Here is a 26,147-nt window from a genome sequence, read left to right on the forward strand (position 1 = left end):
TTTTTTTCCCCTCGCGCTGGAGAGGCCGACTCAGTTGCCGCTCATCGCCATCATCAGCTGGTTGATGCGCTTCACAAACGTCGCCGGGTCATCGAGCGTACCGCCCTCGGCCAGCAGCGCCTGATCGAACAGCACCGCCGCCCAGTCGTCGAAGTGCTTGTCCTCGTACTTCAGGCGCAGCACCGCCGGATGGTTGGGATTGACCTCGAGGATAGGCTTCGAATCCGGTGCGCTCTGGCCCGCGGCCTTGAGGATGCGCGCCAGATTCATGCCCAGGTCGTGCTCGTCGGCCACCAGGCAGGCAGGCGAATCGGTCAGGCGCAGGGTCACTTTCACATCCTTGACGCGTTCGCCCAGGCTCGCCTTCATCTTGTCGAGCAGTTCCTTGTACTCGTCGGCAGCCTTCTCAGCTTCCTTCTTCTCGGCCTCGTCCTCAAGCGCACCCAGGTCCAGGCCGCCCTTGGCGACAGAGACCAGCGGCTTGCCGTCGAACTCGGTGAGGTTGCCGGTCACCCACTCATCGACACGGTCGGACAGCAGCAGCACCTCGATGCCCTTCTTGCGGAAGACCTCGAGATGCGGGCTGTTCTTCGCTGCGTTGAAGGTCTCGGCGGTGACAAAGTAGATCTTGTCCTGGCCTTCCTTCATGCGGCCGATATAGTCGGCGAGTGAGACGACCTCATCCGGCGTGTCGAGTTGGGTCGAGGCGAAGCGCAGCAGGCCAGCGATCTTCTCCTTGTTGGCGAAGTCCTCGCCCACTCCTTCCTTGAGCACCTTGCCGAATGCCTTCCAGAACGCAGTGTATTTCTCCTTGTCCGCGGCCTCGTCGCTGTTGGCCAGGCTCTCGAGCAGGGTCAGCACCTTCTTCGTGCAGCCGGCGCGGATGGTGTCGATGTCCTTGGACTCCTGCAGGATCTCGCGCGACACGTTGAGCGGCAGGTCGGCCGAATCGACCACGCCGCGCACGAAGCGCAGGTAGGTCGGCATCAGTTTCTCGGCGTCGTCCATGATGAACACGCGCTTCACATACAGCTTGATGCCGTGCTTGGCGCTGCGGTCCCACAGGTCGAAGGGCGCGTTCTTCGGGATGTAGAGCAGGTTGGTGTATTCGTGGCGGCCTTCGACGCGCGAGTGGGTCCACGCCAGCGGGTCCTCGAAGTCGTGCGCAACGTGCTTGTAAAAGCCCGTGTACTCGTCGTCCTTGATGTCGTTCTTGGCGCGTGTCCACAGCGCGTTGGCCTGGTTGACCGTCTCGTCCTCGTCGGTCAACACCTGCGCCTTCTGCTCCTCGCTCCATTCCTCCTTCTTCATCACGATCGGCTGCACGATGTGATCGGAGTACTTGCGGATCAGGCTTTTCAGCTTCCACGATGACAGCAGGTCTTCCTGGCCTTCGCGCAGATGCAGGGTGATCTCGGTGCCGCGGCTGGCCTTGTCGACCTGCGCCACAGTGTAGGCGCCAGCTTCGTCGCCGGCCATCGAGCACTCCCACTTCACGCCCTCGCCGGCAGCCTGACCGGCGCGGCGGGTGAGCACGGTGACGCGATCGGCGACGAGGAAGGCGGAGTAGAAGCCGACGCCGAACTGGCCGATGAGGTTGGCATCCTTCTTCTGGTCGCCCGTGAGCTGGCCGAAGAACTCGCGCGTACCGGACTTGGCGATGGTGCCCAGGTGGGCGATGGCCTCGTCGCGGCTCATGCCGATGCCGTTGTCGGCGATGGTGATGGTCTTGGCGTCGGCGTCAAAGCCGATGCGGATCTTCAGCTCAGCGTCGTCTTCATAGAGCGCGCCGTTGTCGAGCGCCTCGAAGCGCAGCTTGTCGCAGGCGTCGGAGGCGTTGGACACGAGCTCGCGCAGGAAGATCTCGCGGTTGGAGTACAGCGAGTGAATCATCAGGTGAAGCAGTTGCTTCACCTCGGCCTGGAAGTTCAGGGTCTGGGACGATGCATTGTTCGGGTTCTGCACTTCGGACATGTGACTGCGGCTCCGTCTGTTTGATCAGGACGGAGCCGCAGATGGGGGCGTGTGCCCGCGCTTTCAAGTACCGGCCCGCGCATGCGAGCCAGTCCTCAACAGCGGAAGCGACCGACGAGCTGGTTGAGGTCGCCGGCAAGCTGCTCCATGCGTTCGGCGAGCTGCGCCATCTCGACCATCTCGGTGGAGGTGTTCTCCGCCATCGAGGTGATCTTCTCGACCTGCTGGGCGATCTCCGTCGCCGCGGAGCTCTGCTCCCGGGTGGCAAACGCCACGCCGCGGATCTTCTCCAGCGCCTCGCCGGCGCCCGAGCGGATCTGGTGCAGCGACTCGGTGGTCTCATCGACCAGCGCAACCCCGCCTTCCACCTGCGCCGAAACCTCGGCCATCGCTGCCACCGTGCCACGGGTCTCCGTCTGGATGCCTTCGATCACCTTCTCGATCTGCACCGTGGCAGAGGCCGTGCGCTCAGCCAGACCGCGCACCTCATCCGCGACCACCGCAAAGCCACGTCCCTGCTCACCGGCCCGTGCGGCCTCGATCGCAGCATTGAGCGCGAGCAGGTTGGTCTGCCCCGCGATCTCCTTGATCACGTTCGCGATCGAACCCACCTCATCGGCACGTGCAACCAGGTGCTGGATCTTTTCGGCCGCAGCGCCCACCTTGGCAGCGATCGAGCGCATCTCCGTCACGACGCGTTCCGCCCGCCCCGCGCCCTCCTGTGCAAGCTCGGACGTGGCCGCGGAGTTCTCCTCGGCATGGCGGGCACCATCGGAGATGTGCTCCACGCTCACCGTCATCTGCTCGACGGCCGCCGCGATGGAGGCGGTTGCATCGGTCTGCGCGGCCGATGCCCTGGAAACCACCCGCGAGGCCTGAGAGATATCCTGCGCAGTTCGGGTCAGCTGCCCTGAGCTCTGGCCGATCTCGCCGACCATGGAGCGCAGCTGACCGAGCATGTTCGATAGCGTGCCGAGCAGGCTTTCGCCCCCCGCCCGGTTCCGGACCTCGACATCCAGATGCCCATCCGCCGCGCGGCGCATGATCTCGTTCGCATAGACCGGCTCTCCACCGAGCGCGGAGACCACGCCGCGGACCACCCACCAGGAGATCAAGCCCAGAATCACGACCACGGCGAGCACGAATGCGCCGAGCCTCATCGCCGCATCGCGCATCGAGGCGTCGATGTCGTCCACATACACGCCGGTTCCCACGATCCAGTCCCACTCGGCGAACATCTTCACGTAGGACAACTTCGGCTGCGGCATGTCGGACCCCGGACGTGGCCACAGGTAATCGACGAAGCCCGCGCCATCGGCGTGTGCGACGCGCACGAACTCGCGGAACAGGTATTTGCCCTGTGGATCGCGATTCTCCGACAGATTCCTGCCCTCGAGCTCGGGGCGGATCGGGTGCATCACGATCACCGGCCCGCTGTCATTCACCCAGAAATACTCGTTACCCTGATAGCGCAACGCGCGCAGTGCGGCCTTGGCCGCTTCCTGTGCGCTCGCGCGGCTCATCGCCCCGTTGCGCTCCAGGGCGTGGAAGTGCGCGATCAGGCCATGCGCCACCTCCACCTGGTTCTTGATGTTGCGCTCGTAGCCCTCGGCCATCTGCCGGTACTCATCGCGCACGGCCACCGCGGTGAGCAGCGCCAGGCCGGCCATCGCGACCACGACCATGAGCGAAATACGCTGCACGATCGACATTGATTTAAGGCTCATGATTCTTGTCCCTGTCTTGTAACGACGCCGACCCAAACCCCAGACCGCGGCGACCTCCCCTGTGCCCGGTATCGGTGAAAATCGTCCTGACTTGAGCCATTTACTTCACGGCCGTCGCGAAAACCTCCATAAAAGGCGCAGGTGGTCATCCCGCTCGCATTTCAGACGTAGGCGATGTCCACGATCTCGAGTTCACGCGGCCCGGCCGGACTCTGAAAGCGCACGACCTCCCCCGCCCTGGACTTCAGCACCGCACGCGCGAGCGGAGAGATCCAGCTGATACGCCCCTGCGAGGCGTCGGCCTCATCGACCCCCACGATCTGCAGGGTCTGTTCCTCTCCGGTTTCGAGGTCGCAGAAGCGCACCGTGGCACCGAAGAACACCTGCTCCAGGCCTTGCTGGCGCTCGGGATCGACCACCTCGGCGTTTTCGATGCGTTTGATCAGGAAGCGGATGCGGCGGTCGATCTCGCGCAGCCGCTTCTTGCCGTAGATGTAATCCCCGTTCTCCGAGCGGTCCCCGTTGCCCGCGGCCCAGGCCACGGTCTCGACCAGCTTGGGGCGCTCGAAACGCACGAGCTGATCGAGTTCGGCACGCAGCGCGTCATAGCCGCGGCGAGTCATGTAGTTCTTGCTGCCGGCGGGCAGGCGCAAGCCCGGTGCGAGCGCCTCTTCGTCCTCGTCCCCGTCGGGCTCCTTCACAAAGGCCTTGTTCATCTTCAGCCCGCTTCGATCACCAAAGTGCGGATGGTACGGACTGGATCGCACTAGCGCCAACCCACCTGCCGCCCGCCGCCCCGCAGCAACCATCCCCGACGCATTGTCAGCCCAGGCCGGGCCGCATACCATTGGGAAAAAATACGGTGCGGGTGCGCCCTTCAGCATGCCGCGCGAAACATCGGGGGAGCGCATTCATGACAAACCAGCAATTCGACGAGGTCACCAGCCTTCGCACGCGACTCGAGGAGCTTCGCCTCGAGCACCGCGACCTCGACGACGCAATCGCCCGCTTCGCGCAGCAGCCGCCCGAAGACGAGCTCATGCTGCGGCGCTTCAAGAAACGCAAGCTCGCACTGAAAGACCGCATCGCTGCGATCGAGCACATGCTCGACCCCGACGAATACGCTTGATGCATGCTTCCCCCTGCCGGGTTCCGATGGCACGATCGTCGCGCATTGAGACAGGTGCTTGGACGCCAGGGCAAGCCCCCATCAAACATCGTCCGTGACGATTCGCACACAAACTCAGCGCTCAAAATGGGTACCATTCTCAACGCGTAAGCTGCTCCCGGGCTGTCGGTGCCGGCGAGCAGTTCCATGTCTCCGAGACCAGGGCAATGGCCATTCCGCCCGCAGTCCAGCAAATCAGCTCACCCGATCCGTACCGCGGGCAAGCAGGTTTCGTCCACACGGTGCTGCTGGTGCTCATCGCCTGTGTGGCCACCCTTACCGGCAGTGCGCACGCAAGCCAGACGGTGCGCGTGGGTCTCTACCAGAACAGTCCCAAGATTGGCATCACCGCCGAGGGGCGCGGCGAAGGGATCTTCATCGACATCCTCGAGGCCATCGCAGCGCGTGAAGGCTGGCAGATCGAGTACCTACCCGGATCATGGGGAGAAGGCCTGGCCCGGCTCGAAGCGGGTGAGATCGACCTGATGCCGGACGTCGCGCGCGACGCCGAGCGCGAGATGCGATTCCTGTTTCATGATGAGCCGGTGCTGTCGAGCTGGAATCAGATCTATACCCTGCCGGGCGCAGGCGTACGCGCGCTGCCGGACCTTGCGCAGAAACGCATCGCCGTGCTGGAAGGGTCGGTGCAACAGGATCAACTGCAGCAGTTGCTGGCCACGTTCAGCCTGAGCGCAACGCTGCGTGCCTATCCCAGCTATGCAGAGGCCTTCGCCGCGGTCGCCGCGGGGGAATCGGATGCGGCGGTAACGAACCGCTTCTTCGGCATTCGTCATGCCGCGCAGTTCGGTCTGGTCGACACGGCAATCATCTTCAGTCCCTCCCGCCTGTTCTACGCGATGAAGAGGGGCGCTGACCCCTCCCTGCTGGCCACAATCGACCGTCATCTGCTTGCGATGAAAGCCGACCCCAACTCGGTATTCTTCCAGTCCCACGCCCGCTGGACCGTGCAGGCGGAGAGCCCGAAGACTGCCCTTCCGGCCTGGGTTGTCAAAGTAGCCATGCTGGTGATCGGGCTGCTCATCGCAAGCGCCCTGTGGGTGTGGATGCTGCGGCGGCAAGTCCGCGTGAAGACGCGCGAGATCACGCAACGCAACGAGGAGATCACGCGCCTTGCCCACGGGCTCGAGCAGCGCGTCGCCGAGCGCACCGCCGAGCTCGCCGACACCAACCGCGAACTGCTCACCGCCAAGCACGCCGCCGAGTCCGCCGACCGCCTGAAATCGGCCTTCCTCGCCACCATGAGCCACGAGCTGCGCACACCGCTCAACTCCATCATCGGCTTCACCGGCATCCTGCTGCAGGGGCTCGCCGGCCCCCTGAGCAACGAACAGGCCCACCAGCTCGGAATGGTCCGGGACAGCGCCCGCCACCTGCTGGCGCTGATCAACGACGTCCTCGACATCTCGAAGATCGAGGCGGGCGAATTGCGTATCGCCCACGCGCCCTTCGATCTTGCCGCTTCGGCCGAGAAGGTGGCCGGCATCGTTCGTCCTCTTGCGGAACGCAAGGGCCTCACGCTCGAACTCGACAAGCCGCCCGTCCCCTGCGTCATGACCGGAGACGCGCGACGCGTCGAACAGATCCTGCTCAATCTGCTGACCAACGCGATCAAGTTCACCGAGCACGGTCGCGCCACCCTCCAGCTCGAGTATCCGGCGCCTTCGGCCGGGGACGAGCACATCGTGGCCGGCGCTGGTCCCACCGTAGCGAAACTGACCGTACGCGACACGGGGATGGGAATCCGCGCCGAGGATATGCCACTGCTCTTCCAGCCCTTCCGTCAGATCGACAGCGCGCTCTCGCGCCAGCACGAGGGCACGGGCCTGGGGCTGGCAATCTGCAAGCGGCTGGCAACGCTCATGGGCGGAGACATCACCGTCGAAAGCGAATGGGGCCACGGCAGCCGATTCACCCTCACGTTACCGCTCGACACGGCCGCGGTATCACACGGGAGAGAGTCATGAACCGGAGCATCCTGCTGATCGAGGACAACCCTCACAACCGCTACCTCGCCTGCTTCCTCCTCCGCGCTCGCGGATGGGAGGTGATCGAGGCCGAGGACGGCCCCGACGGCCTGCGTGTCGCTGCCGACGTCGCGCCGGCCGTGATCCTGCTCGACATCCAGTTGCCCGGGATGGATGGCTACGAAGTCGCGCGCAGGCTGCGCGCAAACCCCAGCCTCGCAGAAGTTCCGATCATCGCGGTGACTTCCTACGCCATGCCCGGCGACCGCGAGCAATGCCTCGCCGCAGGCTGCACGGGCTACATCGAGAAACCCATCGACCCCGAACACTTCGCCGAAGAGGTGGAGCGTTACCACGTGGAGACCGACGCATGAGGAAGATCCTGATCGTCGACGACCGCACCGACAACCGGTACCTGTTGCGCGCACTGCTTCAGGGGCACGGCTTCACAGTGGAAGAGGCCGACAACGGCATTGCAGCGCTGGCCTCGGCCCGGACACACCGACCCGATCTGGTCATCAGTGATCTGCTGATGCCGGCCATGGACGGCTATACTCTGCTCCGCGAGTGGAAAGCGGACCCCAGCCTCGCACCAATCCCCTTCGTCGTCTACACCGCAACCTACACCGAACCGCGCGATGAGCGGCTCGCACTCGACCTGGGCGCCGACGCCTTCATCGTCAAGCCTGCAGAACCCGACGTCTTCATGCACGCGGTGGAGAACGTCCTCGCTGCCACGGCAGCCGACAAACAGCCTGCAGCCAAGCCGCGTACCGATGAAAGCGTCGTGCTCAAGGAATACAACCAGGTTCTGATCGGCAAGCTCGAACAGCGCAGCGCACAGCTCGAGGCCCGGGTGGCCGAGCTGCAGCAGGCCGAGTGCCGTCTCGAACGCCTGAACCGCCTGTATGCGGCGCTCAGCGCGACCAACCACACCATCGTCCACGCTGCCGATGCTGCCGACCTGCTGCAGGCGACCTGCCGGATCGCCGTCGAACGGGGCGGACTGGCGGCAGCATGGATCGGCCTCCTCTCCCCCGGCAGCGAAGAACTCCGCGTGGCCGCGAACCATGGCGCACCCCTGCCCTGGCTCGAGCACCTCGCGCCACTGACCACGCAGCCGCCCCCGCGCACTCCTGCGGAGATCGCAACCGCCTCCGGACGCACCTATCTCTGCAACCGCCTTCAGGCTGACGCTGCACTGGTGCACCTGCATGAAGCGTTTGCGCAGGCAGGGGTCGAGGCCGCGGTCGCCGTCCCGTTGCAGCTGGACGGGTCGGTGAACGGCTGCTTCACCCTGTTCGCCCGAGAAGCCGGGTTCTTCGACGACGCCATGACCGAACTCGTCACCGAGATGGCATCGGACATTGCCTTCGCGCTGGAGAACTTCGAACGCGATGCACGCCGCCAACGCGCAGAAGAAACCGCCCATCTGCTTGGCAGGGCAGTCGAGGCCTCGGCCAACGGCATCATGATCACTGACCCGCGCCAGCCGGACAACCCGCTCATTCATGTGAACCGCGCCTTCGAGCGCATCACCGGGTACAGTGCATCCGAAGCGCTCGGGCGTAACCCCCGCTTCCTCGCGGCCAGCGACACCGGACAACGCGGCCTTACAGAGCTCCGCATGGCGATCAAGTCGGGGCGCGAGGTCGAGGTCGTGCTGCGCAACTACCGCAAGGACGGCAGCCTGTTCTGGAACGAGCTCAGCGTTGCCCCGGTGTACGATGCGGCCGGCCGGGCGACGCACTGCGTTGGCGTCATCAACGACATCACCGAGCGCATTGCCTACGAGGAAGCGCTCGAGCGCCAGAACAACGAAGACCCCGTGACCGGCCTCGCCAGCCGCAACCTGCTGCGCGACCGCAGCAACCAGGCGATCGCCTTCGCGCGCCAGGACGGGCGGGCGCTGGCCCTGCTGCTGATCGACCTCGACAATTTCAAGCGCATCAACGACGGTCTCGGTCATGACGCAGGCGACCAGATGCTGAAGGAGATCGCCCGCCGCATCCGTGGCTGCGTGGACGCCCACGACACCGTCGCCCGCCTGGGCGGCGACGAATTCGTCGTCATGCTCGCCGACCTCGCCAGCCCCCAGACGGCAGCCCTGGTGGCAGCACGGATCCTGCGTGCGGTGCGCACGCCGATCGTCGCGCACGGCCGCGAGGTCGAGATCTCGGCCAGCATCGGTGCCAGCGTCTTCCCGCAGGATGATGACGACTTCGACGCGCTGCTTCGCGACGCCGATGCGGCGATGTATCGCGCCAAGGACGCCGGACGCAACACCTTCCGCTTCTACACCTCGGACATGAACGCGGAAGCGGTCACCAAACTCGAGATGGAGGCTCGACTCCGGCGCGCGATCGCGCAGAACGAGCTCGTGCTGCATTTCCAGCCGCTGTACGAGGCGCAATCGGGCAGCTTGTTCGCGGCCGAAGCGCTGGTTCGCATGCGTGCTGCGGACGGTGGGTTGATCCCCCCCGGAAACTTCATCCCGCTCGCGGAGGAGACCGGACTCATCCTCGCAGTCGGCCGCTGGGTCATGCTCGCCGCCTGCCGTGAGGCGCGCCGCTGGATCGACATGGGACGGGAGATGCAGGTCGCGGTCAACCTCTCTGCCCGCCAGTTCAACGACACCGGACTCACCGAGCACATCCACGACTGTCTCGCCGAAACAGGCCTCCCCGGACGCCTGCTGAAGCTGGAGATCACAGAGAGCATGGTCATGTGCAATGCCGCCCAAGCCGCACAGATCCTCTCGGGCCTCAAGGCGCTCGGGGTGGGCATCTCGGTGGACGACTTCGGCACCGGCCACTCCTCGCTGGCCTACCTGCGCCGCTTCCCGCTCGATCAGCTGAAGATCGACCGCAGCTTCGTGCACGACGCCGCGCAGGACGGGGACAGTGCCGCGATCGTCCGTGGCATCATCGCCCTGGCACGCAGCCTGCGGTTGCAGACCGTCGCGGAGGGCGTCGAAACGGCAGAACAGGCCCGATTCCTGAAGGACGCTGGATGCGACCTCCTGCAGGGCTATTACTTCAACCGCCCGCTCGAATCCGAAGCGCTGGCCCGCCTGCTCGCCACCTGAATTCCCCCGGAGACTCCAAGCATGCACACCCTCACCGTGCGCGACCACCCGGTCGCCTACGACGCGTTCGGGCCGAACGCAGCCCACCCGCTCCTCCTCCTCCACGGCGCGGGCCACGATCGCGGCATCTGGCAGGACGTCGCCGAGCGCCTGGCCCAGGCGGGCAGACGCGTGATCACCCCCGACCTGCCTGCCCACGGCGACTCCGGGGGCGATGCGTGCCCGAGCATCGACGCCATGGCAGACTGGGTGCTCGCCTTTGCCGATGCTCTCGGACTGAATGTTTTCGACCTGGGCGGGCACAGCATGGGCTCGCTGGTCGCACTCGCAGCGGCCGACGCCGCCCCGGGCCGGGTCGGCCACCTGATTTTGATCGGTAGCCTGGCGCCAATGCCGGTCGCGCCCTTCGTGCTCGATGCGGCACGCAATGACCCGCCGCAAGCCCACGCGCTGATCAACAAGTTCTCCTTCGCCCCCGCCGAACGGATCGGCGACGCCCGGCGCCAAGCGCTGGAAACCGCAAACCTGGCGCGCCTGCAGCGCAACGGTGCGGCCGTGCTCGCCTCCGACCTCGGGGCGTGCGACGCCTGGCAGGACGGCCTTGCTGCGGCGCGACGGCGCGTCGGCCGCAGCCTGCTGGTGTGCGGAGAAGTCGATCGCATGACGCCGGCGAAGGCAGTCGCGCCCCTCCTCGAGGCCCTGCAAGCGACCGGCGACGCGCACCTGGTGGTGCTGCCGGGATGCGGGCACGGCATGCTCGAAGAGGATCCCGCCGCCGTGGTTCAGGCCCTGCTGGCGGGCTGATCGTCCAGCGTCAGCATCACCGGCTGGTGGTCCGAAGCCGCCGTCCCGGCCACCACCGCGAGCGCACGCACGCGAGCAGCGAGGTCCGTGGTGACGAAGAAGAAGTCGCAACAGTAGGCACGATCGGGCCATTCCGCGCCATGCAGGCCCACCGTGGGCGCATGGAGCGTCCGGCCATGGACGAGCGGCCAGGCATCCAGCCAGCTTGCACGCGTGCCGCCCCATTCCGGGCTCGCCAGCGGCGCCTGAAGTGCCCGATGCTCCACCGAACCCGGCTCGCAGTTGAAGTCCCCGCACAGCACGGCGGCCGCCGGCCGGGGCGGTGCCGCGAACGAGGGATTCGATTCCTTCACCGCGGGCGGGCGCGCGGCCAGGTCAGCGGCTTCGGCCTGCAGGGCGCGCAAGGCTTCGACCTGCGCACGCCGTTGCGTGGTCGAGTAATACTCGAGGTGCGTGGTCAGCACGCGTAGTGGCCCCCAGGGCGCCTGCACCACCGCCTCCACGCAAACCCGCTGCATGGCCGGGTACTCCGGATCAGCCGGTGAGGGCAGCAGATGCCGGAAGATCTGTCCCACGGGCAGGCGTGACAGCAGCAGATTGCCGAAGCGTGCACGCCCCCCCTCGCCATCCGGCAGATCGATCCCCGCCCCGTACACCGGCTCGTACTCGGGAAAGGCCGCGGCAAGCAGCGCCGGCGCATCCTCGCGCGCACCGCCCGCCAGCCCCGGAAAATTGCTCGCCACCTCCTGCAGGCAGATCACGTCGAAGGCGCCCGCCGCGCGGATCGCCGCTGCGGTGCGCGCGAGGTCCACCCGCCCATCGGCCCCCCTGCCCCACTGTATGTTCCAGCTCAACAGCCTCATCGCCACCGCTCACTCCCCCACGCTTTCATGCCGCGTTAAAGATACCCTTCAACAGGCCGATAAGAATATCGACGTACATTCATGCTCGCCCCCCCCTCCCGACGCAGACCCTTCCACGGCACCCCGAATGTTCAATAGCAAACTGAAGAAGACCGTCGACGAGCAGGCTGCTCGGATCGTGCACCAGCAGGCGCTCATCGACGCAATCGACCGCTCGACTGCGCGCATCGAGTTCTCGCCCGGTGGAATCGTGACCGCAGTCAACGACCCCTTCCTCGCCGCGATGAAGTATCGCCGCGAGCAGGTCATCGGCCAGCACCACCGCCTGTTCTGCAGCCAGGCCGTGGCGTCCGCACCGGAGTATGCCGAGCACTGGCGAAGGCTGCGCAACGGCGAGCCGGTGTCCGGCCGCTTCCTGCGCCAGGACGCCGCAGGCAACCCGGTCTGGCTGGAAGCCACCTACAACCCTGTGCTCGGGCCGCAGCGCGAGGTCGTGAGCGTCGTCAAGCTCGCCACCGACGTCACCACCCGGGTGCAGGAAGGCGCCGAACGACGCGCCATCCTCGACGCCATCGAGCGCTCGATGGCCATGATCGAGTTCGACCTGGAAGGCAACATCCTCGGCGCCAACGAGAACTTCCTGCGCGTGATGGGCTACGCGCGCAAGGAGGTCGTCGGCCGCCATCACCGCATCTTCTGCACCGCCGAGCACGTGGACTCGCCCGACTACGCCCGCTTCTGGGAACGTTTGCGCCAGGGGCACTACGCCGCCGGCCGCTTCCAGCGCATCGCCCACGGCGGCCGGAACGTATGGCTCGAGGCGAACTACAACCCGGTGGTCGGCGCCGACGGCAAACCCTGCAAGGTCATCAAGCTCGCTTCCGACATCACCGCCCGCATCGAAGCGCTGGAGGAGGAAGTGAACAAGGCCACCGAGGCGCTGCGAATCGCTCGCGAGAGTGCCCACCTCGCCGACAGCGGCGCAAACGTCATCACCCGCGCCACCGCACAGATGAGCACCATCGCCACCAGCGCCGAGGGGGCAGCGCGGACCATCGGCGAGCTCGGAGAGGAGACCGCCCAGATCACCTCCATCGTCAACACCATCCGCGAGATCGCCGACCAGACCAACCTGCTCGCGCTGAACGCCGCAATCGAGGCTGCCCGCGCCGGCGAGCACGGGCGGGGCTTCGCCGTGGTCGCCGACGAAGTGCGCAAGCTCGCCGAGCGCACCTCGAGCGCGACCACCGAGATCACCGGCATGATCACCATGGTGCAGGATGGAACCCGGCAGGCGATCAGCCGTGTCAACGAGATGCACGCGAGCGCCACCTCGAGCGCCGGCCTGGCCGGCGAGGCCGGCGACGTCATCGCCGGCATCCGCAAGGGCGCGATGGAGGTGGTGAGCGCGGTCGAGGGGTTCTCCGAGCTGTTGCAGCGCTAAGCCCAGGCCCGGAGGCCCGCGCCCAAAACACCAAGACGGGCGCACACCTCCCGGCGCAGCAGCATCCGAGCCCTTGCGCCCGAGCTTGACGCGCACGCCATAAAGGGCGAATTTTGTGCGGATGCCGCCACTGATCCGTTTCTTCCTCGCCGCGCTGGCGCTTGCTGCAAGCGCACTTTCCAGCGCCACCTCCCCGGGCAAACCGGTGCGCGTCGGCGTCCTGGCCTTCCTGGGGGCGGACGCGGCAGTGGAAGAATGGACGCCGGTCCTGCGCCGGCTGCAAGCGACCTTGCCGGGCTTCACGCCCGAGTTGCACCAGCTCGACCACGCGGGACTGCGCGAAGCCGCGCAGCGGGGCGAGCTCGACTTCGTCATCACGAACCCGGGCCACTACGTCGAACTAGAGGCCTCGCTCGGGGCAAGCCGCATCCTCACCCTGGACGTCGGCGGCGAGCGCCCGCCGCAGCGCGCGCTCGGCTCGGCGGTGATCGTGCCCCAAGCCAGCACGCTGCAAGGCCTGGAGGATCTGCGCGGGCGCCGGCTCGCAATCGTCGGACGCGGCGGCTTCGGTGGATATCAGCTGGTATGGGGCGAGCTCGATGCGCTCGGCATCGAACCCGAAGTGGATCTGGCCGCACTGCATGAAGTCGGCTTCCCGATGGGCGGCGTGGTCGACGCGATCGACGCCGGCCTGGCGGATGCAGGCGTACTGCGAAGCTGCCTGCTGGAGCAGCACCCCGACTGGGCAGCGCGCTTCCGCGTGCTCTCACCGCGCGACGAAGCGGGCTTCCCGTGTGCGACCTCGACGCCGCTCTACCCAGACTGGCCGCTCGCCGCGCTGCGCCATACCCCGCCCGAGCTGTCGCGCACGGTCGCCATTGCGCTGCTGGGCATGCGCGCCGAGCGAGACGGCCTCGCCTGGTCGGTACCGGCCGATTACCAGTCGGTACACGCGCTCTTTCGCCGCCTCGAGATCGGCCCCTACGCCTACCTTCGCGCGCCCACGCTGATGGTGCTGGCCGAACGCTACTGGCCCTGGGTGGGCGGTTTCGCGCTGCTGATCCTGGGCTGGATTCTGTACACGGTGCGGGTCGAATATCTCGTCCAGACACGTACCGCCGCACTGCGCGATGCACTCGCTGCACGCGAGGCGATGGAAGCGCGCATGCGCGGCGCACAGGAGCAGGCCGAACACCTGTCGCGCCTCTCGGTGTTGGGCGAGCTCTCGGGCACGCTCGCGCACGAACTCAACCAGCCGCTGGCCGCGATCGCCAACTACGCCAACAGCCTGGTGCGCCGCGCCGACAACCAGCGCCTGACCGAAGCCGCGGTGCGCGAGGCCGCGGGCGAGATCGCCGGCCAGGCCGAGCGCGCCGCCGGCATCCTCGGCCGCATCCGCACCTTCGCACGCAAGCGCACCGCAAGCCGCGAGGAGGTGGCCCCGCGCGAGCTGGTCGACGAGGCCGTCACCCTTTTCCGTGGCATGCTCGCGCACGCGCCGCCGGTCGCGGTCGACGACGCCCTGCCACCCGGCCTGCACATCGAGGTGGATCGCCTGCAGATCCAGCAGGTGCTGCTCAACCTGCTCAAGAACGCCTGGGACGCCAGCCGCGGGCTGCCGGCCGAGCGCCAGCGCATCGACATCCGGCTCGAGACGGCTGCGGGCAGCCTGCACATCCGGGTGCGCGACTACGGCAGCGGGCTGGACGAGACTGCGCGCGCGCAGCTGTTCGAATCCTTCTTCACCACCAAGGCCGACGGTCTGGGACTGGGCCTGTCGATCTGCCGCAGCATCGCCGAGGCGCACGGCGGGCGGCTCGCGGTGGCGACCAGCGACACCGCGACAGACACCGCGCCCGACGCCCCCCCGCACGACCCTGCCAACGCATCCGCGGACACGGCCCTGGGCGCCGTCGGCGCGACCTTCATCCTCAGCCTTCCGCTCTCCCCGTCCGCGCATGGAGCGGCGTCCATCGAGGCCCCCAGCGCATAAGATCCGACCATGACCGTACCCGAAGACCTCCTGATCCACGTCATCGACGACGACGACGCTTTTCGCCGCTCGCTGGTGTTCCTGCTCGAGTCCATGGGCTGGACCGTAGCCAGCCATGCGTCGGCAGAGGACTTTCTCGCCGCAACACCCGAACCCGGCGCCACCGCCTGCCTGGTGCTCGACATCCGCATGCCGATGATGAGCGGGCTGGAACTGCAGCAGCAGCTGCGCCAGCGCGGCTGGCAGGCACCGATCGTGTTCATCACCGGCCATGGCGACGTCGAGCTGGCGGTGCAGGCGATGAAGAACGGCGCCTGCGACTTCCTGGAGAAACCGTTCAAGGATCAGGCGCTGATCGACGCCGTCGGGCGCGCGGTCAAGCTCGGCTGCGAGGCGCGCGAGCAGATGGCACGCGCAGAGGAGGCGAAGTCCCTGCTCGAACGCCTTTCACCGCGTGAAATGGAAGTGGCGCGATTGGTCGCGCTGGGCTTGCCCAACAAGCTGGTCGGACGTGAACTCGACATCAGCGAAAAGACAGTGCATGTGCACCGTCATCACGTCATGGAGAAGACCGGGGTCGGCAGCGCCGCCGAGCTCGCGCGCCTGATGCTGCGCGCGAACCCGGCGGCGCTGGACTGAAGGCGCTCACACCCGCTCGAGCCGCGCCGGCAGGCCCTGGCGCACTGCGGTCCCGGACACCGAATCGACCCAGATGACCTTGTCGCCACGGGTCGGGTCGGTGAGTCCGAGGTCGTTGAGGTTGATGCCGGCGCGCAAGTCCGGGCGATCGGGCTGCATCTGATCGCCGAGGCGGTGCGCACGCGCGCCCAGCTCGCGGTGGCCGTAGCCGTGCTCGATCGCCATCACGCCCTGCATCACGCCCTCATGCACGATCACGGTGCACTCGGCCGCGCCGCCCGGGGTGCGGATGCGCGCAGTGTCGCCGGTGGCAAGACCGAGCTTTCCGGCGTCGGCCGGATGCACGATCACCGGGTTGTCCGGATGCAGGCCGGTGATGCGGGTGGCGATGCTGTAGGAGTTCTGCAGCGCAGACTTGTAGCTCACCACCTGCAGCGGCCAGTCGGCTTCGGTGTGGATCTCGCGCATCGGCGTGCCGTCGAAGAAGGACGGCGGCATCCAGGTCGCGCAGCCGCTGCTGCGCTGGCCGGTCATGGTGTTGCGCGCGGTGCCGATGAGCTCGTTCCACACCCACAGCGGCTTGTTGAAGCGGTTGGTCTGCCACTCGGGGTGCGCGGCATCCTGCGCCTCGCCAGCGCCCTGGTAGCGCCCGCCGCGGGTGAAGATCATCGCCGCCTTGCGCCACTCCTCGGGCTTCAGCGTAGCCTCCATCAGCGGACGGATGCGCTCGACCCCGGTGAGTGCCATGTCCTCGTCGGTGGCGTCACCCACCGGCGCCTTGCCAGCGAAGGCGATGTTGGCCGCGCCACGCAGATACCAGTCTTCGGCGCGATCGAGCGGGTAGCGCTTGCCGTCCATGTCGGCGATCGCGTCGGCGCCGAAGCCGGGCAGGCCCATGGCCTTGGCGAGCGCGATGTAGAAGGTCTCCATGCCGATGCGCTGGCCATCGGCGGTGGTCGCGGCCTTGGGCTCGACCACCGGCCAGCGCGCGGTCGTGGCCTTGGTAGGGATGCCCGCCCACGGCGCCGGGAAGCCCCAGCTCTCGTACATGATCGAGTCGGGCACGATGTAGTCGGCGAAGGCGTTGCTCTCGTTGATCAGCGGGTCGACCGCGATGATGAGCGGCAGCTTCTTCGGATCCTTGAGGCCGTCCTCGATCAGCGGGCGGATGCCGGGGATGCCGTAGAGCGGGTTGCAGCTCCACAGCACCAGCGCCTTGAGCGTGTAGGGGTAGCCGCGCAGCGCGCCGGTGAACCACTCGGTGCCGAGGCCCGGCGCGTTGGGGAACCAGGCGTCGGTGGCCGGATAGGGCTTGCCCTCGGCCTGGCGGCGCTTGAACTCGCTCGAGCGCTCGTAGGGCACGTTGCGCCCGATCGGCGTGCCAGCGGGCTTGACCTGGCCGGGGAAGCCGGCGAGGTCGTAGCGCGGGCCGGCGCCGTTGTCCTTGAAACCACCGCCATTGACGATGAAGCCCCCCTTCCAGTTGAGGTTGCCGATCAGCGCGTTGAGCGTGACCACCGCATAGGCGTTATTGAAGCCGTTGCCGGCCATCATGCCGCCATGCGCCACCGCGCTCGCCTTGCGGCCGTGGCGGGTGAACTCCTCGGCCAGCCCGGCGATGACTGCTTCCGGAATACCGCAGGCAGCGGAATACTCCGCCAGCGCGAAGCGGCGCGCAGATTCGCGCAGCAGCTCGAAGGGCGTCTTCACCGTCACCGGCTTGCCGCCGAGCTCGATCACCCGCGTGGCTTCGAGCACGGCCGGCACCATTGCGGTCTCAGCCGCGACCAGTTCGCCGCTGGCGGTGGCGATCACATACGGGTCGGTGTCCTTGTACCTGTCCTCGGCGGCGACTTCCATGCCGATGTCCGAGCCGCGCACGAAGCGGCCCTGGCGCGGATGCCCTTCCTCGGCGATCACCAGCCAGCCGGCGTTGGTGAAGGACGGCTCGCCGGCGGTTTGCGCGGCCTTGAGGTTGGGCCACGCGAGGTAGGCGGCATTGACCTTATCGTTGTCGAACATCCAGCGCATCATGCCCATCACCAGCGCGCCGTCGGAACCCGGGCGGATCGGCACCCAGCGCCCATGATCAGCGGCGGCAAGGTTGTTCGAATTGTTCAGCACCGGATCGACCACCACGTAGTCCAGCCGCCCCGCGGCGCGGCCCTTGGCGAGCTTGGAACCGAAGATCTTGAACGGGTTGCCGGCGTTGCCCGGCGCGGTACCGATGAAAAGCACGAACTCGGCGTTCGACAGATCGGGCTTGGCGTGCGGCATCTTCTTGAGATCGCCGAACAGCGCGCCCGAGCCGGAGCGGTAGGCGCCGCCACAGTACGAGCCGTGGCCGACGTGATTGAGCGTGCCGAAGGACTGGTTCCAGAAGCGGCGGCTGAAGTTTTCGCGGCCGTCATTGACGCTGGTGAGCACGCCCACCTGATTCACCCGCTTGCCGAGCTCGGGCGCCTCGGGGTCGATCGGGGTCTCGAGGTCGCGCAGCGCGGCCAGGCCCTCGACGTGGCCCTCGCCGAACAGGTCGCCGCCCTCGACCACCTCCTTCACCAATTGCTCGAAGGAGATCGGCTGCCACTGGCCTGCGTTGCGCGGACCGACGCGCTTCAGCGGCGTCAGCACACGGAAGGGCGAGTTCATCTGGTCCATCGCCGCATTGCCGCGCCCGCAGGCGGTCGAGCGCCCGGCCAGGCCCTGGTCCTGGAAGCGCGACAGGGCGATCAGGCTCTCCTTCACCGACACCTTCATCGGCAGGTGGGGCTCGGTCGACAGCGGGCTGTAGGGGTTGCCGACCACGCGGATGACCTGGCCGCTGGTCTTGTCCACCCGCACGCGCACGCCACACTGCGTGGTGCAGCCGAGGCAGGCGGTGTAGCTGACCTGCTGATTGGGGTTGGGGGTGAATTCGCCGGTCACCGGATCGACGCTGTATTCCGGTTCGGCCGAGCGGCCGTGGATGTGGCGGCCTTCGGCGATCTTCTTGTCCTCGGGGCCGGTGAAGTTGGACACCATGCGGCCCAGGGTCTGCGAGAAGCCGGCGGCAAAGGCGGCCAGGCCACCGGCGGCGATGATTTCACGACGTTCGATTTTCATGATGCTTCTCCTTGGTCGCGGGCGCTCAGGCGCCGGCCTTGTCGGGGGAACCGGCCGCGAGGCGATCGAGCGGCAGCAAGGTGGTGATGAGGACGAAGAGGAAGACCCACAGCCCGGCGGTGCCGACGATGCCCATCAGGCCCTCGGGGCCGAGCGGGAGCGAATAGCTGTAGTAGCCGGCGCCGGTCTTGGGCACTTCCTGGCCGCCGATGAAGATGGACCAGCGCATCATCCACGCCGAATGCAGGGCGAGCAGGCCGATCAGCAGTCCCGAGCCCGGCCACTTCCACGCCAGCACCAGGGTGAGCACGGTGGCAGCCACTGCCCACGCCGCGGAGAGCTGCCAGTTGGCCGAGGGGCCGACTTCGGCCAGGGCCTGGGCATGGACCGGCGAGATCCCGCTCAGGCCCAGCGCCAGCCACAGCGCCCCCACCGCCAGCGCCGCCACCTGGCTCGCGGCCAGCACGCCGGCCATGCGACGGTTCGCGGTCGCGTCACGCGGGCCGAAACGGTTGAACAGCAGGGCCAGGCCCACGGCACCGGCAAAGGCGGTGACGGCGAACTGCAGCGGCAGCAGCGGCGTATTCCACAGCGGACGGGCCTGCACCACCGCGACCTCGGCGCCGGTATAGAGCGCGACCAGCACGGCGCCGAGGCCGGCGAGCAGGGCCGCGGCCTTCAACGCGCCACGGCTTTCGTGGCCGCCGTAGGCGAGCACGCCCGCCAGCCCGGCCAGCTTGCCGCCGCTCGCGGCGTGGCGCGCCAGCTCCGGGCGCAAGGCCAGCCAGGCGTACACCATCAGGCCACCAAGATACACCGGGATGAAAAACGCCCCCCAGGACATCCACGAGGTCGGGGTGAAGTACGCATAGAAGTGCCAGAAGCGGCCCGGCTGGTGCAGGTCGGCGAGCAGCGCCACCGGCGCGGCCAGGCCGCACACCAGCGCGCCGAGCAGCGCCAGGCGCGAGATGCCCGCCCAGCCCGGACGGCGGAAGACGATGCCCGGCAGCGACAGCAGAAAAGCGCCATAGGACAGGCCGATGAGGAAGAAGTACTGCACCGCCCACGGCAGCCACGCGACTTCGCGCGCAACGTTGATGGTTTCGACGATGTTCGGGTTCATGTTCGATCTCCTCGCGTGCAGGTCAGCCGTGGGCCGTGGAATGCAGGTTGCGGGGCTTCCACAGCGTGCCCTGGCCCTCGACCTTGCCGGTGAAGCGCTCGTCCAGGCCGATGTAGAACACCCGCGGCGCGGTCTCGAGCTCGGGCTTGAGGACCTTGAGCTGCGGCTGCGCTTCCTTGAGCCGGCGGGCGAGCTCGCCCTCGGCGTCGTTGACGTCGCCGAAGATGCGCGCGCCGCCGACGCAGGTTTCGACACAGGCGGGCAGCAGGCCGGCATCCACGCGGTGGGCGCAGAAGGTGCACTTGTCGGCCTTGTTGGTCTCGTGGTTGATGAAGCGCGCGTCGTAGGGGCAGGCCTGCACGCAGTAGGCGCAGCCCACGCAGCGGTCGCCATCGACCGCGACGATGCCGTCCTCGCGCTTGTAGGTGGCGCTCACCGGGCACACCGGGATGCACGGCGGGTTGTCGCAGTGGTTGCACAGGCGCGGCAGCACGTAGGTGCCGGCGGGCTGGGCGCTGTCGGTGAGCTTGACGCTGTAGGTCGACACCACGGTGCGGAAGCTGCCCTCGGGCACCGCGTTTTCCTGGATGCAGGACACCGTGCAGGCCTGGCAGCCGATGCACTTGCGCACGTCGATCAACATCGCCCACTGCTGCTTGCCGGTGGCGGCGATCGCTGGCGCCGGCGCCATCGCCGCGGCGGCCGTGACGACGGGCACGCCGCGCAGGAAGTTGCGGCGCGAGACCGAGACCGGTGCCGGGCCGGCACAGGCAGCGGGATTGGGGGACGGGAAAGCCTTGTTCATTGAAGTACTCCACGAGCCATTGGCGTGGGTGCCACTCTAGGCTTTCGATACCCCTACAGAAATTGGGGAGATGAGGCAGGGGGCTAGATGGTTTTACCTATTGTGCCGACCGCCGCCCGCAATGCCGGCGTAGCCGCGGGAGGGGCATAATCGGCCAGGTTTTCCCTCGAGAGCGCGCAACGATGCCTACCCACCCCGGGCACGGTCCCGACCAAGAGTCCGAAGAGCACCCCGCCCACCATCAGCATGGCGGCGTTCATGACGGTCACAGCCATGGACCGCAAGGCCACCACCACCACGACCACTCGGCAAGCCGCTTCCTGCCACTGGCACTCGCACTCACGCTGGGCTTTGCAGCGGTCGAGGCCGTCGCGGGATGGTGGTCGGGCTCGCTCGCGCTGTTGGGCGACGCGGGGCACATGCTCACCGACGCGATGTCGCTCGGGCTGGCCGCGCTCGCCGCGCGCGTCGCCCTGCGCGCGCCGAGCGTGCGCCATTCCTACGGCCTGCGCCGGGTGGAGGCGCTCGCTGCGCTGGTCAACGCGTTCTTCATGCTCGCTGTGGTTGGCGGCCTGGTATGGCATGCGGTCGAGCGCCTGCTGACACCGCGCGCGGTGGCGGGCGAGGCAGTGATCCTGGTGGCGATCGGCGGGCTGGTGCTGAACCTCGTCGTGGCCTGGCTGCTCACCCGCGGCGAAGGCGACTTGAACACCCGCGGCGCGCTGCTCCATGTCGTAGGCGATCTGCTCGGCTCCGTCGCCGCGCTCGCTTCGGGCATCGTGATCCTCTACACCGGCTGGACCCCGATCGACCCGCTACTGACCATGCTGATCTGCGGTCTGATCCTGTTTTCCACGCTGTCCCTGCTGCGCCAGGTGCTCAACACGCTGCTCGAAGGCGTTCCCGAGCGGCTGTCGCTGCCCGAGGTCGGGCAGGCGATGGCAGCCGTGCCGCGGGTGCGCTCGGTGCACGACCTGCACATCTGGAGCCTGGACTCGCACCGCACCGCGCTCTCCGCGCACGTCGTGCTCGACGCCGCCGTACATTGGCCCGAGGCACTTGCGGCCCTGCAGACCTTGCTGCGCGAGCGCTTCAGCATCGAACACGTCACGCTCCAACCCGAACTACCCCCTGCATACCCCTTGCTTTTCGTGCCGCGCGCTGCCTCCGAAACCCGCATGAATACTGGGTTTTCGAGCAAATAGCCCCTCTTCAAGAGCTACTAGATCTAGTGCGTGCAAAACATTGAAAACACAAGTAAAACGTATAACTCATTGTTTATGAACGTTTTTATTTTTTTGCACTACTCACGCTTACGCGCTATTCTTTCGTCCGTTTCCACGCCTACCAAGGACGAAGAAGAAGACCATGAGCGAGACCACCAGCACCTCCACACCGCAAGGCGCCAAGCCCACCGCAGCCAACCTGCCGATGCAGGAGATCTCGGGCGAGGTCCTCGTCGAGAAATACGCCAAGGGTGACGAACAGACCGTCGCCGAAGTGCGCCGCCGCGTCGCGCGCGCGCTCGCCACGATCGAGTCCGAGGACAAGCGCGTCCACTGGGAGGCAAAGTTCCTCGAAGCGCAGGAAAAGGGTTTCGTGCCCGCCGGCCGCATCAACAGCGCCGCGGGCACCACGCTGGCCGCCACGCTGATCAACTGCTTCGTGCAGCCGGTGGGCGACTCGGTGACCGAGGCCGTCGATGGCCGCCCCGGCATCTACACCGCGCTGGCCCAGGCCGCCGAGACCATGCGCCGCGGTGGCGGCGTCGGCTACGATTTCTCGTCGATCCGCCCGAAGGGCGCGCTGGTGAAGGGCACGGCGTCGAACGCCTCCGGCCCGGTGTCCTACATGCGCGTGTTCGACCGCTCGTGCGAGACGGTGGAATCCGCCGGTGCCCGCCGCGGCGCGCAGATGGGCGTGCTGCGCTGCGACCATCCGGACATCGAGGAATTCATCCACGCCAAGGACGAAGGCGACCTCACCAACTTCAACATCTCGGTTGGCGTGACCGACCCCTTCATGCAGGCGGTCGAGGCCGATGGCTTCGTCGAGCTCGCGCACAAGGCCGAGCCCACCGAAGAACTGAAGCAGGCCGGCGCCTACCAGCGCGACGACGGCATGTGGGTGTACCGCAAGGTGCGCGCGCGCGATCTGTGGGACCAGATCATGCGCTCGACCTACGACCACGCCGAGCCGGGCATCCTGTTCCTCGACCGCATGAACGCGGACAACAACCTGTACTACTGCGAGACCATCGAGGCCACCAACCCCTGCGCCGAACAGCCGCTACCGCCCTACGGTTGCTGCTGCCTGGGCTCGATCAACCTGACGCCCTTCGTCAAGAACCCGTTCAGCGACAAGGCCGAGTTCGACTACGCCGGCTTCGGCAAGGTGGTCGACGTCTCCATCCGCATGCTCGACAACGTGCTCGAAGCCACCCACTGGCCGCTCGCGCAGCAGCACGCCGAGGCGCAGTCCAAGCGCCGCGTGGGTCTGGGCTTCACCGGGCTGGGTGACGCGCTGATCATGCTTGGCCTGCGCTATGACACGACCGAGGCCCGCGAGGAAGCACGCAAGATCTCCGAGTTCATGCGCAACCGCGCCTACCTGGCCTCGTCCGATCTGGCCAAGGAGCGCGGCGCCTTCCCGCTGTTCAACGCCGACCTGTACCTGTCGGGCGGCAACTTCGCCTCGCGCCTGCCCGCCGACGTGAAGGACAAGATCCGCAAGCAGGGCATCCGCAACTCGCACCTGCTGTCGATCGCGCCCACCGGCACCATCAGCCTGGCCTTCGCCGACAACGCCTCGAACGGCATCGAGCCGCCGTTCTCCTACACCTACACCCGCCGCAAGCGCATGGCCGACGGCACCTTCAAGGAGTATGCGGTCGAGGACTACGCCTGGCGCCTGTACAAGCACCTCGGCGGCAACGTCGACAAGCTGCCGGAATCCTTCGTCACCGCGCTGGAGATCTCCGCGCAGGCGCACAAGGACATGGTCGCCGCGGTCGCGCCCTACATCGATACGTCCATCTCCAAGACGGTGAACGTGCCCGAGGACTACCCCTACGCCGAGTTCGAGGACCTCTACCTCACCGCGTGGAAGGCCGGCTTGAAGGGTCTCGCCACCTATCGCCCCAACAACGTGCTCGGTTCGGTGCTGTCGGTCACCCCGACCGCCGAGCAGAAGCAGCCGCACGACGTCGAGATCGCCGACGCCAACAAGCGCCTGTCGATCAAGAACCTGCCCGCCCCGGTGCTCTCCAGCCTGCGCTGGCCCGGCCGTCCCGACCTGCCCGACGGCAACCTGGCCTGGACCTACATGCTCAACACCCCGACCGGCGGCTTCGCGCTGTTCGTCGGCCAGGTGGGCAACAACGGCGGCAGCTTCCCGTTCGAAGTGTGGGTGAACGGTGCCGACCAGCCGCGCGGCCTGGGTGCGGTGGCCAAGACCCTGTCGATGGACATGCGCGCCAACGACCGCGGCTGGCTCAAGCTCAAGCTCGACACGCTGGCCCGCACCGTCGGCGAGCGTTCGTTCGAGATGCCCTTCCCGCCGCACGGCGAGAAGAAGCTGGTGCCCGGCGTGGTGTCGGCCTTCGCCCAGGCGGTGAACTACCGCTGCGAAAAGCTCGGCGTATTCGACAAGGAAGACGAGAGCAACGGCGTGCTCGACACCCTGTTCAGCCTCGAGGAGCCCAAGACCGGCACCGACGGCACCCTGTCGTGGACGGTGGACATCTACAACCCGGCCACGGGTGAAGACTTCGTCCTCGGCCTGAAGGAGATCACCCTGCCGGACGGCGTCACCCGCCCGTACTCGGTGTGGCTGTCGGGCAACTACCCGCGCGCCCTGGACGGCCTGACCCGCATCCTGTCGCTCGACATGCGTGTCATGGACCCGGCCTGGATCGGCATGAAGCTGCGCAAACTGCTCGACTACCCCGAGCCGCTGGGCGACTTCATGGCCTTCGTGCCCGGTACCCGCCGCCAGCAGAACTGGCCCAGCACGGTCGCCTACCTGGCACAGCTCATCATCCACCGCTACGCCATGCTCGGCGTGCTCGACGAGCGCGGCTACCCGACGCGCGAGATGGGCATCCTCGAGTCGCCGCGCGACGAAAGCGAGCCCAAGCTGATGCAGGGCGCGCTGTGCAGCGAGTGCGGCAACCACACGGTGATCCGCAAGGACGGCTGCGACTTCTGCACCGCCTGCGGCGCGGTCGGCACCTGCGGTTGAGCACGCGTGCGGCAGAGGCGGACACCGGGGCTTCATAGCCTATAATCGCGGCTGTCCGAACGAGATCGTGCAGGTGCGGGCCACTCAAGCGGCCCGCACCTGTCTGAGCCCCCATGCCCACCTGCCCACGCTGCGACGGCACCGATTGTCGCGAATCTCCCTGGCAATCCGAAGACGAGAAGCGCGCCCACAAGGGCGAGCGCGCCTGGCGCTGCATGTCCTGCGTGCACCGCTTCCACGCGCCGGCACGCCGCAGCCTGCTGGTGGAGAATGCGCTCGTCGCCACCATTGGCGGCTCGACGCTGCTGCTCGTGATCGCGGTCGTGGTGATCATGATCGTCTGGAAGAGCTGACCGGACCGCCGGCATGAGCACCTCCGTCTGCTGCCCGTCCTGCACCGCGGCTGCGTGCCGCAAATCCCGCTGGCGCTCGCACGAGGAGCGCGCCGCCCATCCGGGCATGCACCCATTCCGCTGCCCGGCCTGCGGTGACCGCTTCCTCGCGCCCGTGCACCCGCAGGGGAGCGGACGACGCTGGCCGATGTGGGCTGCTGTGGGCGCTGCCGCCGCGGTCGCAGCCATCCTCGCGGCCACCGTGATCATCGCATTCGACGAGGACGCCCCGCCCGCGGTCGACACAGCAACGACCTCGACCTCCACCCGCGCCGCGGCCGAGGACGGCGACGTCGAGGCGCAGTTCCGCCTCGGCCGCGCCCTGCTCGCCGAGGCCGGCAGTGACGCCAGAAAGGGCGAGGAAGCCGGCAACTGGCTCAAGCGTGCGGCAGGTGCCGGTCACACCGGCGCGATGGTGCTGCTCGGCAAGCGCTACCGCAGCGGCATCGGCACGCCGCAGAACTTCGAGCTCGCCGCGCGTTGGCTCGGCGAGGCGGCGCGCGCAGGCGATCCCGAGGGCATGGTCGAGTTCGGCCGCCTGTACCGCAGCGGCATCGGCGTGGAACCCGATGCGGTCGAAGCCTATGTCTGGTTCAATCGCGCCGCTGCCGCCATGAACATGGAGGGCGTGCACGAACGCGACAGCGTCGCCCTGAAGCTGAACCCGGAAGACCTGCGCCGCGCCCAGGCGCTGTCGATCGACGAAGCCGAACTCGCCCCCGCCATGGCCGAGCCCGGCACTGCAGCGCCCGCAGAACCCGTCGCACCGGCGGCAGGCGACTGAGCGCGCTCACAACA

Annotated in this window: 19 protein-coding genes; 12 read left to right on the forward strand and 7 right to left on the reverse strand. The window is 67.4% G+C overall.

Annotated elements, in window-relative coordinates:
• Positions 1-30 precede the first annotated feature (30 nt).
• From htpG to greB, 3 genes are all read right to left on the reverse strand, one after another.
• Positions 31-1,974: a molecular chaperone HtpG gene (gene htpG / locus ACNKW1_RS04545; protein ID WP_418363413.1), complete on the reverse strand. Its 1,944-nt coding sequence runs from the start codon at positions 1,972-1,974 to the stop codon at positions 31-33.
• Between the two features lie 95 nt (positions 1,975-2,069).
• Positions 2,070-3,701 (reverse strand): methyl-accepting chemotaxis protein, encoded by a 1,632-nt coding sequence (locus tag ACNKW1_RS04550; RefSeq protein ID WP_418363414.1) that lies wholly within the window; start codon positions 3,699-3,701, stop codon positions 2,070-2,072.
• Between the two features lie 161 nt (positions 3,702-3,862).
• Positions 3,863-4,417: a transcription elongation factor GreB gene (gene greB, locus ACNKW1_RS04555; RefSeq protein ID WP_418363415.1), complete on the reverse strand. Its 555-nt coding sequence runs from the start codon at positions 4,415-4,417 to the stop codon at positions 3,863-3,865.
• Between the two features lie 197 nt (positions 4,418-4,614).
• On the opposite strand from greB, the gene ACNKW1_RS04560 reads away from it, so the two are divergent.
• The 5 genes from ACNKW1_RS04560 to ACNKW1_RS04580 all read left to right on the forward strand — a co-directional run bounded on the left by ACNKW1_RS04560 (position 4,615) and on the right by ACNKW1_RS04580 (position 10,746).
• On the forward strand, positions 4,615-4,830 hold the full coding sequence (locus tag ACNKW1_RS04560; RefSeq protein WP_418363416.1) for a YdcH family protein: 216 nt from the start codon (positions 4,615-4,617) through the stop codon (positions 4,828-4,830).
• A 206-nt stretch (positions 4,831-5,036) separates the two neighbouring features.
• On the forward strand, positions 5,037-6,854 hold the full coding sequence (locus tag ACNKW1_RS04565) for an ATP-binding protein (RefSeq protein WP_418363417.1): 1,818 nt from the start codon (positions 5,037-5,039) through the stop codon (positions 6,852-6,854).
• Positions 6,851-7,228 carry a response regulator gene (locus ACNKW1_RS04570; RefSeq protein ID WP_418363418.1) on the forward strand — a complete coding sequence of 126 codons (378 nt, stop codon included), beginning with the start codon at positions 6,851-6,853 and terminating at the stop codon, positions 7,226-7,228. Before ACNKW1_RS04565 ends, ACNKW1_RS04570 begins: the two co-directional genes overlap by 4 nt.
• Positions 7,225-9,942, forward strand: coding sequence for an EAL domain-containing protein (locus ACNKW1_RS04575; RefSeq protein ID WP_418363419.1), 2,718 nt, complete (start codon positions 7,225-7,227; stop codon positions 9,940-9,942). The genes ACNKW1_RS04570 and ACNKW1_RS04575 overlap by 4 nt, the downstream gene beginning before the upstream one ends.
• A 21-nt stretch (positions 9,943-9,963) precedes the next feature.
• Complete coding sequence (locus tag ACNKW1_RS04580) at positions 9,964-10,746, forward strand: alpha/beta fold hydrolase (RefSeq protein WP_418363420.1); 783 nt, start codon at positions 9,964-9,966, stop codon at positions 10,744-10,746.
• Here the strand turns inward: ACNKW1_RS04580 and ACNKW1_RS04585 are convergent.
• Positions 10,725-11,609: an endonuclease/exonuclease/phosphatase family protein gene (locus ACNKW1_RS04585; RefSeq protein ID WP_418363421.1), complete on the reverse strand. Its 885-nt coding sequence runs from the start codon at positions 11,607-11,609 to the stop codon at positions 10,725-10,727. The genes ACNKW1_RS04580 and ACNKW1_RS04585 overlap by 22 nt on opposite strands.
• Before the next feature lie 127 nt (positions 11,610-11,736).
• Between ACNKW1_RS04585 and ACNKW1_RS04590 the strand changes: the two genes are divergently transcribed.
• From ACNKW1_RS04590 to ACNKW1_RS04600, 3 genes are all read left to right on the forward strand, one after another.
• Positions 11,737-13,053 (forward strand): methyl-accepting chemotaxis protein, encoded by a 1,317-nt coding sequence (locus ACNKW1_RS04590; RefSeq protein ID WP_418363422.1) that lies wholly within the window; start codon positions 11,737-11,739, stop codon positions 13,051-13,053.
• A 121-nt stretch (positions 13,054-13,174) separates the two neighbouring features.
• Positions 13,175-15,046, forward strand: coding sequence for a sensor histidine kinase (locus ACNKW1_RS04595; protein WP_418363423.1), 1,872 nt, complete (start codon positions 13,175-13,177; stop codon positions 15,044-15,046).
• Positions 15,047-15,055: 9 nt separating this feature from the next.
• Positions 15,056-15,685, forward strand: coding sequence for a response regulator transcription factor (locus ACNKW1_RS04600; protein WP_418363424.1), 630 nt, complete (start codon positions 15,056-15,058; stop codon positions 15,683-15,685).
• A 6-nt stretch (positions 15,686-15,691) separates the two neighbouring features.
• Here ACNKW1_RS04600 and ACNKW1_RS04605 read toward each other — a convergent pair whose 3' ends face one another.
• Genes ACNKW1_RS04605 through dsrO form a run of 3 tightly spaced genes read right to left on the reverse strand, consistent with a single transcriptional unit; the run spans position 15,692 to position 20,715 of the window.
• The gene (locus tag ACNKW1_RS04605) at positions 15,692-18,787 is read right to left on the reverse strand and encodes a molybdopterin dinucleotide binding domain-containing protein (RefSeq protein WP_418363425.1); all 3,096 of its coding nucleotides are present in this window, start codon (positions 18,785-18,787) and stop codon (positions 15,692-15,694) included.
• 25 nt (positions 18,788-18,812) lie between these two features.
• Positions 18,813-19,910, reverse strand: a complete 1,098-nt coding sequence (gene nrfD, locus ACNKW1_RS04610) for an NrfD/PsrC family molybdoenzyme membrane anchor subunit (RefSeq protein WP_418363426.1) — start codon at positions 19,908-19,910, stop codon at positions 18,813-18,815.
• Positions 19,911-19,932: 22 nt separating this feature from the next.
• Positions 19,933-20,715 (reverse strand): sulfate reduction electron transfer complex DsrMKJOP subunit DsrO, encoded by a 783-nt coding sequence (gene dsrO / locus ACNKW1_RS04615; protein WP_418363427.1) that lies wholly within the window; start codon positions 20,713-20,715, stop codon positions 19,933-19,935.
• Between the two features lie 182 nt (positions 20,716-20,897).
• On the opposite strand from dsrO, the gene ACNKW1_RS04620 reads away from it, so the two are divergent.
• The 4 genes from ACNKW1_RS04620 to ACNKW1_RS04635 all read left to right on the forward strand — a co-directional run bounded on the left by ACNKW1_RS04620 (position 20,898) and on the right by ACNKW1_RS04635 (position 26,133).
• Positions 20,898-21,920: a cation diffusion facilitator family transporter gene (locus tag ACNKW1_RS04620; RefSeq protein WP_418363428.1), complete on the forward strand. Its 1,023-nt coding sequence runs from the start codon at positions 20,898-20,900 to the stop codon at positions 21,918-21,920.
• Positions 21,921-22,083: 163 nt separating this feature from the next.
• Positions 22,084-24,957 carry an adenosylcobalamin-dependent ribonucleoside-diphosphate reductase gene (locus tag ACNKW1_RS04625; RefSeq protein ID WP_418363429.1) on the forward strand — a complete coding sequence of 958 codons (2,874 nt, stop codon included), beginning with the start codon at positions 22,084-22,086 and terminating at the stop codon, positions 24,955-24,957.
• 113 nt (positions 24,958-25,070) lie between these two features.
• The gene (locus ACNKW1_RS04630; RefSeq protein WP_320368277.1) at positions 25,071-25,310 is read left to right on the forward strand and encodes a hypothetical protein; all 240 of its coding nucleotides are present in this window, start codon (positions 25,071-25,073) and stop codon (positions 25,308-25,310) included.
• A gap of 13 nt (positions 25,311-25,323) precedes the next feature.
• Positions 25,324-26,133: a tetratricopeptide repeat protein gene (locus tag ACNKW1_RS04635; protein ID WP_320368276.1), complete on the forward strand. Its 810-nt coding sequence runs from the start codon at positions 25,324-25,326 to the stop codon at positions 26,131-26,133.
• The last annotated feature ends 14 nt before the right edge of the window (positions 26,134-26,147 follow it).

It is taken from the genome of Thauera sp. WH-2, from assembly GCF_048321015.1.
GTDB lineage: Bacteria > Pseudomonadota > Gammaproteobacteria > Burkholderiales > Rhodocyclaceae > Thauera.